The following is a 6,949-nucleotide window of genomic DNA, read 5'->3' as shown; positions in this document are numbered from 1 at the left end:
TATTCCTGGCCTTCGGCCAACCCCCGCGCATCCCCAGCAGTCTGACGTGTGCCTTGGGCTTCCTGTGATCAGGAGGCGTTTTATCGTCACGACTGTGAGTGCGTTTTATGAACCCTCTATTGCCTACCGGCGCCAGCCGCCTGGTCAGTAAGGCGTCCCGTCGCCTGCGCGCGGAACCGGCGGGGCCGCAATACCCGAGCAATTCCCGCAGCTTCGTGCATCTGGATGCACGCCTGTTGCCCTATTGGCACACCTTGTTCGATATCTGCCCGGCACTGCTCAAGCTCGACCCACCCGAAGGCTTGAACCTGTTTCGCAGCTTCATGACCTGGGCCTACCACAACCAGCCGGCGCAGGACTGGACCTGGCACCTGAACGTCTGCCGCTGGCTGCTGGGCTCGCCATACCGCGCACAGATCGACGATGAACCGATCGACGCGTTCATGGCTGCGGCGGCGGCGCGGTGGGTGCACACCGATGACAGTCTGGCCCAGGGTGTGGTCCTGGCCTGGCAGGGTGCGGAAGTCTTCGATTGGAAGGGGCGCGCGTTTGCGCTCGTCGAACATCGGGCATTGCCAGCCCCCGCATGGGACTTCGCCTGGTGCCCGTTGACCCGGCGGGGCGGCTTCAGCGGTTGGTTGCCGGTGCCATGAGGTGCCCACAGGCGGCTGCCCGTGGGGGCTTGCGAGCCCCGGCGAGGTCGCCGCGCTGGTGGGATTGTTACAGAAAATGAAAAACTGAATGACGGTTTTAGCGACTATTTCCCGGCCGCCCAACGCTATACCGTGCGCGCACCCGTTAAATGCAGCACCACCCGACCTACAAAGAACAGGGCTGGGCTGTGACGGGTCGCCTCAATTACTTTCAGGAGCCTTCATGAATCACAAGACTTGCATGGCGCTCGCCGTCTCTCTTGGCGCTGCGCAGCAGGTGGCTGCGTCGGGTTTTATCGACGACAGCAAAGCCACTCTCGACCTGCGCAATTTCTACTACAACCAGGACACTCGTAACGCCAAGGCCCCTACGGATAAAGAGTGGGGCCAGGCGTTCATGTTCAACTACCAGTCCGGTTTCACCGAGGGTCTGGTCGGTTTTGGCCTGGACCTGCAAGCCATGTACGGCCTGCGCCTGGACGCCTCTGGGCGCGCAGGAAAGGCCGGTGAGGACAACACCCCCGGCAGCGTTTTTCCGTTGTCCGATGGCAAGGCCGCCAACGACTTCAGCAAAACCGGCGCCACCGGCAAGATGCGCATCTCCCAGACCCAGTTCAAAGCCGGCACGCTGATGCCCAAGCTGCCCGTGCTGACCACCGAAGACGGCCGGCTGTTGCCGCAGACGTTCCGTGGCTATCAAGTGGACTCCAAGGACCTGGAAGGCTTCAACCTGATCGCCGGTAAAATCGAGCAGGTATTGGACCGTAACTCCAGCAACGGCCAGGGCATGTCCATCGCCGGTGCGAATGATCCGGTCAAGGGTAAGTCCAGCAACCAGTTCTACTACGGCGGGGTGGATTACGCCGTCAGCAAGCAACTGCAACTGCAGTACTACTACGCCACCCTGGAGAACTTTTACCAGCAGCACTTCTTGGGCCTGGTCCACAACTGGCAGTTGCCGGTGGGGCAGCTCAAGACCGACCTGCGCTATTTCTACAGCACCGCCGACGGCAAGAACGCCAGCGCCGCCGGGCGTGGCGAAGGTTATGTCAGCTCCGGGTATTACGGCGCGGGCGTCAACGCCGGCAAGGTCGACAACCGCCTGTGGAGTGCGCTGTTTACCTATGGTTTGTACGGGCACTCCGTGAGTCTCGGTTATCAGAAAACCACCGGCGAAAGTGACTTTCCCCATATCAACCAGGGGCAGGGCCGTTCGCTGTACCTGATCACCAACGCCCAGTCGCTGAAGTTCGTCAATGCCGGGGAGCAGGCCACGGTGGGCAGCTACGCCTACGATTTCAGCAGCCTTGGCATTCCGGGCCTGCGCTCGAGCGTGACCTATATCCACGGTAGCCACATCCAGGCGGCGCGTCGCGATAACAGCGAGTGGGAGCGCGACCTGCGTGTCGATTACGTGATCCCCTCGGGCACGTTCAAGGGCCTGGGCCTGACCTGGCGCGGTGCGGTATGGCGCGGGAATGACACGGCCGACAAGGACGAGACGCGGCTGATCGTCAGCTACAGCATCCCGCTGCTGTAAACCGCGCAGCCGCAACGGCTTGATCGGTATCAAGGCCTGGCCGTGCGCCAGGCCGCACACTGAAGTCCCAACGGCCGGTCCCCTTGAGAGGCCACCATGCTTTACCCCCTGTTTCTAGTGGCTCACCTGTTCGCCGCGCTGATCTTCATCGGCACGGTGTTTTTCGAGGTGCTGATCCTGGGGCACCTGCACCGGCAATTGCCGGCGCGGGTGATGGTATTGGTGGAGCAGGGCGTCGGCCAGCGTGCGCGGGTATTGATGCCGTGGGTGTTGCTGGTGCTGTTCGGCGCGGGCCTGGGCATGGTCTGGTTGCGTTACCTGCCAGTGCTGGCTGCGCCGTCGGCGTCTGCTTTCGGCACCTTGCTGACCCTCAAACTGATCCTGGCCGCCAGTGTGCTCGTGCATTTTCTGCTGACCATGGCGCGCATGCGCTGGGGCTCGGTGAGTGCGCGCTATGTGCGCTGGGTGCATCTGAGCCTGTTCGCACACATGGTCGCCATTGTGCTGCTGGCCAAGGGCATGTTTTACCTGAGCTGGTAGACGGGCGGGGCTGCGACCTTGACGCATATCAAGGTGCGTTGCCGGGTCGCACCGGACAATGCACCACCGCCGCCCGAACCGGAGTCTGTCATGCGCACCCATCTTCATCCCGCTCGCTTTCGTCACGATCAAGGCGTGTTGGACCTGGCTTGCCAAACTGACACCCGCCGCTTCCATGCCGGTGTCGGCTCCCTCGACCTGTTGCGCGCCTTGCGCGACAGCCGTCAGCGCCAGCGGCCCCTGGCGCTGAACCTGCACTGGCCGACGAGTGACGTTGGCGGTGACTATTGGCACAGCCTCGCCCAGGAAATCCACCTGATCGGCTGCCAACTCGGCAGCCGCCAGCCGGTCGATCACTTTCACCTGCGCGGCACCACACCGGCGTTCGCCCAGGTGCAGCAATTGATGGCGCTGTTGCATGAGCGCTTCAACTTTCTCGACCACGACCGGGGCGACTACTGCATCGACCTCGACCCCTGGCACATGGACTGGGCCACGATGGGCCTGCTCCGCGGACAAGGCTTCAACCATGCAAGCATCGGCGTGCCGGACGCCAACCGCGAGGGGCCGCTGTGCCAGGCACGGTATCAGGACCCGGCGCCGATCGAGTCGCTGGTGGATGCGGCCCGCACCTTCGGGTTTCGCTCGGTGAACATCGACCTCGGCTACGGGCATGCCTGGCAGACCCCAGCCAGTATCGAGCTGAAACTGACCAGCCTGATCGCCCTGGAGCCGGATCGCTTGCAAGTATTCGATTACGCCCACGCGCCTGCGCGCTATCAATCCCAACAACCCCAGGCGTTCTGCAGCGAGTCGGATAAGAGCGCTATGCGCCGTCTCTGCTTTCAGCACCTGGCGGCGGCGGGGTATCACTACATCGGCCTGGGCCAGTTCGCCCGCGCCGACGATGACCTCAAGCAAGCCCAGGAACGCGGGCGCCTGAGCCGTAACTGCGAGGGCTTCACCCTGCACGGTTACTGCGACCACGTCGGTTTCGGCCTCGGCGCCATCAGCCAGATCGACACCCTGTGCGTGCAGAACACGGCCGATGCCCGCGAGTACCGCGAGCAGTTGGGTAATGCTCAGCTCGCCACGCAGCGGGGCTGGTTCCGCGAAACCTCTGACCCGGTGCGCCTGCACGTGGCCGAACGCCTGGCCTGTGACCTGGAACTGGATGTGCAGGCGGTAGAACGGCGCTACGGTCTGGTGTTCGCGCGCTATTTCGCCTACCTGTGGCCGCTGCTGGAAGCCCTGCACCGCGACGGTCTGATCGAGCTGTCCCCGACGTTCATCTGGTTGCTGCCGGCCGGCCTGCCGCACGTGGATGGTATCTGCGCACTGTTTGACCGGGCTGTGCTCGCCACCCCGGTCAGCGCCAACGACGAGGTGATCGACCATGAGTGCGTTTGAATTCGACCGCGCCCTGGTACACAAATACGACCGACCGGGACCGCGCTACACCTCGTACCCGACCGCGCCGCAGTTCAACAGCGCCTTTGCCCTGGATGACTATCATCAGGCGGTCCGCGCCAGTCACCAAGTGGCCACGCCCAAGGCGTTGTCGGTGTACATCCATATCCCGTTTTGCCAGAGCCTTTGTTATTACTGCGGTTGCCACAAGATCATCACCCGCAAGACCCACCGGGCCGTGGAGTACCTGGCTTACCTCAAGCGCGAGATCCAGATGCAGGCGGCGTTGTTCGAGCGTTCCCGGCGCCTGACCCAGTTGCACCTGGGCGGCGGCACGCCGACTTATCTGGACGATACGCAACTGGCCGAGCTGATGGCCTGCCTGGCCGAACACTTCACCCTGGATGACAGCGACGCCCATGAGTTTTCCATCGAGGTCGACCCGCGCACCATCAGCGTCGAGCGGATCAACACGCTGCGCCGCCTGGGCTTCAATCGCCTGAGTTTCGGCGTGCAGGACTTCGACCCCGAGGTGCAGGCGGCGGTCAATCGCGTGCAAAGCGAAGCGCAGATTCTGCAACTGGTGGCCGCAGCCCGTGAGGCACACTTCAAATCGGTGAGCGTCGACCTGATCTATGGCCTGCCGCTGCAAACCGTGGCCAGCTTCGACGTGACCTTGAGCAAGCTGATCGCCCTGCGCCCCGACCGTGTGGCCGCCTACAGCTACGCGCACTTGCCGAGCCAGATCCGCGCCCAGCGCATGATTCGCCCCGAAGACATGCCACCGCCGGCGCGCAAGCTGGAACTGCTGGAACTGACTATCCGCCGCCTGACCGAGGCCGGTTACGTCTACATCGGCATGGACCACTTTGCCTTGCCCGACGATGAACTGGCGCTGGCCCGCGTCAATGGCACCTTGCAGCGCAACTTCCAGGGGTATTCGACCCATGCCGACTGCGACCTGATCGGCCTCGGCGTGTCGGCCATCGGCAAGGTCGGTGACAGCTACAGCCAGAGCGTCAAGGAGCTGTCCCAGTACTACGCCCGACTCGACGCGGGGATGCTGCCGGTGCAGCGCGGTTATCGGCTCAACCCGGATGACGTACTGCGCCGTGAAGTGATCAACGGCCTGATGTGTGACGGCCGGGTCGACTTCGCACGGATCGAGGCGGACCACGGCGTGCGCTTCAACGACTATTTTGCCGAGGCACTGCTGCAATTGGACGAGCAGGTGGCGGACGGGCTGTTATTGATCCAGGCCGATGCGCTGCAACTGTTGCCCAGGGGCCAACTGATGGTGCGCAGCGTGGCCATGGCCTTTGACGCCTACCTGGGCGGCGCGCACAAAGGCCAGTTTTCCCGCACGGTTTGAGCGGATAGGACTGTATCCCCTGTGGGCGCTCGACAGCGCCCACAGGGGATTTTCATTTCAATTCCTGTTCAGTGTGACGTGCCTTCGGCAAATTCAACCTTGTTGCCCACGTTGTACTTGCCCGACGGTTTGTTCATCGGGATGCGCTTGATCTCCTTGAGTGTCTGGCTGTCGTAGACGATCAACGCTCCATCGGTGGCCCAGATGCTCAGCAACAGGTAGCGGCCATCGCGGGTGAATTCGACGTGGGCGGCGGTCTTGCCTGGCATCGGGCGCAGGGTGTGGGCGATCTCCAGGGTTTGTTTGTCGATCAGGTGGATCGCATCGTTGTCCGGCCCAAAAAATACATCGCTCCACACGTAGCGCGAGTTCGCATGGCTGCGCATGAAAAACCCCGGGCCCAGGGTGGGGATCTGCTTGATCAGTTTCCAGGTCTTGAGGTCGATCACCGAGATTTGCCCCTTGCTGATATTCGGCGTGGCAAACACCCACTGGCCATTGCGCTGCCAATACGTCCCTGAACCCAGGTGCGGCATGCCGGACAGCGGGATGTCGGTGACCACGTGGCCGCTGTCCAGATCGATGACCTGGCCGCCGCCGGCCTTGCGTGAGGTGGCGATCAGTTGGCGGTAGTCGGGGGAAAACGAAAAGTCATCGAGCACGTCCTGGGCCTGGATGCGCCGGGGTTCGAAGCTCGGCTGGGCGGCGGCATAGGACAGCTCCCAGACTTCATTCACGTCCTTGAGCGCCACGATAAAGCTGTTGCGCGGCGGTGCGGTGTACACCGCGCTGACCCGGGACGCGGTTTCCAGGGTCTTGACCAGCGACAGGTCGCGGGCATCCAGCACCACCAGGTTGCCCGGTAGGTAATTGCCCACCAGCACCCAGCGTCCGTCCTTGCTCACCGCGAGGTTGCGCGTGTTGAGCGCCACGCGGGTTTCGGCGATCAGTTTCAGGTTGTGCAGGTCGTACAGGCTGATCCAGCCGTCGCGCGAGGCGAAGTACACAAAGCGTCCATCCGGCGAAAATTTCGGCCCGCCGTGTACCGCGAAATGGGTCTGGAAGCGGTCCAGCACGGCAAAGGTGTCACCGTCGAGAATGTTGATGTGATGGTCGCCGGACTCCACCACCACAAACAGGTTGAGCGGGTCGGCGTGATGCGAAGGCGTGGTCGGCAAGCGGCTCAGGTCTGCCAGCAGGGTGTGGCTGTTACGGATGTCCTGCTCGTTCCAGGTTGCCGGTGTGGCGGGCGGTTGCTGCAGGAAATTCGCCAAGCCGTCGATCTGCGCGGCACTCAGTTGTGGCGCAAACGCGGCCATCTGACTGGCCGGGCGCCCTTGCTCGATGACCTTGCGCACTTCCTCGGGCTTGATCCGCCCCAGGCTTTCCGGCAGCAGCGCCGGGCCGCTGGCGCCAATGCGGTTGAGGCCGTGG

General features: G+C 63.1%; 6 protein-coding genes. 5 read left to right on the top strand and 1 reads right to left on the bottom strand.

Annotated features, from left to right (window positions below):
- The first annotated feature begins 107 nt into the window (after positions 1-107).
- The 5 genes from L9Z73_RS22370 to hemN all read left to right on the top strand — a co-directional run bounded on the left by L9Z73_RS22370 (position 108) and on the right by hemN (position 5,515).
- The gene (locus tag L9Z73_RS22370; protein WP_247405580.1) at positions 108-653 is read left to right on the top strand and encodes a putative natural product biosynthesis protein; all 546 of its coding nucleotides are present in this window, start codon (positions 108-110) and stop codon (positions 651-653) included.
- Positions 654-876: 223 nt separating this feature from the next.
- Positions 877-2,193 carry an OprD family porin gene (locus L9Z73_RS22365; RefSeq protein WP_247405578.1) on the top strand — a complete coding sequence of 439 codons (1,317 nt, stop codon included), beginning with the start codon at positions 877-879 and terminating at the stop codon, positions 2,191-2,193.
- Positions 2,194-2,289: 96 nt separating this feature from the next.
- Positions 2,290-2,733, top strand: coding sequence for a CopD family copper resistance protein (locus tag L9Z73_RS22360; protein WP_247405576.1), 444 nt, complete (start codon positions 2,290-2,292; stop codon positions 2,731-2,733).
- Between the two features lie 90 nt (positions 2,734-2,823).
- Entirely contained in the window at positions 2,824-4,143 is a 1,320-nt protein-coding gene (locus L9Z73_RS22355; protein ID WP_247405574.1) for a coproporphyrinogen III oxidase, read from the top strand.
- Complete coding sequence (gene hemN, locus L9Z73_RS22350) at positions 4,130-5,515, top strand: oxygen-independent coproporphyrinogen III oxidase (protein WP_247405572.1); 1,386 nt, start codon at positions 4,130-4,132, stop codon at positions 5,513-5,515. Before L9Z73_RS22355 ends, hemN begins: the two co-directional genes overlap by 14 nt.
- A 68-nt stretch (positions 5,516-5,583) precedes the next feature.
- Here the strand turns inward: hemN and L9Z73_RS22345 are convergent.
- Positions 5,584-6,949: nitrite reductase (locus tag L9Z73_RS22345; RefSeq protein ID WP_247405569.1), on the bottom strand; the 1,366-nt coding region annotated here is incomplete at its 5' end.

Source organism: Pseudomonas emilianonis, from assembly GCF_023072625.1.
In the GTDB taxonomy this organism is placed as follows: domain Bacteria; phylum Pseudomonadota; class Gammaproteobacteria; order Pseudomonadales; family Pseudomonadaceae; genus Aquipseudomonas; species Aquipseudomonas paraveronii.
This window is presented reverse-complemented; position numbering and strand designations above follow the sequence as displayed.

Excerpts from the sequence above, each read along its gene's own strand:
- hemN (WP_247405572.1), top strand. The coding sequence starts at position 4,130 with ATGAGTGCGTTTGAATTCGACCGCGCCCTGGTACACAAATACGACCGA.
- L9Z73_RS22360 (WP_247405576.1), top strand. The coding sequence starts at position 2,290 with ATGCTTTACCCCCTGTTTCTAGTGGCTCACCTGTTCGCCGCGCTGATC.
- L9Z73_RS22355 (WP_247405574.1), top strand. The coding sequence starts at position 2,824 with ATGCGCACCCATCTTCATCCCGCTCGCTTTCGTCACGATCAAGGCGTG.
- L9Z73_RS22370 (WP_247405580.1), top strand. The coding sequence starts at position 108 with ATGAACCCTCTATTGCCTACCGGCGCCAGCCGCCTGGTCAGTAAGGCG.
- L9Z73_RS22365 (WP_247405578.1), top strand. The coding sequence starts at position 877 with ATGAATCACAAGACTTGCATGGCGCTCGCCGTCTCTCTTGGCGCTGCG.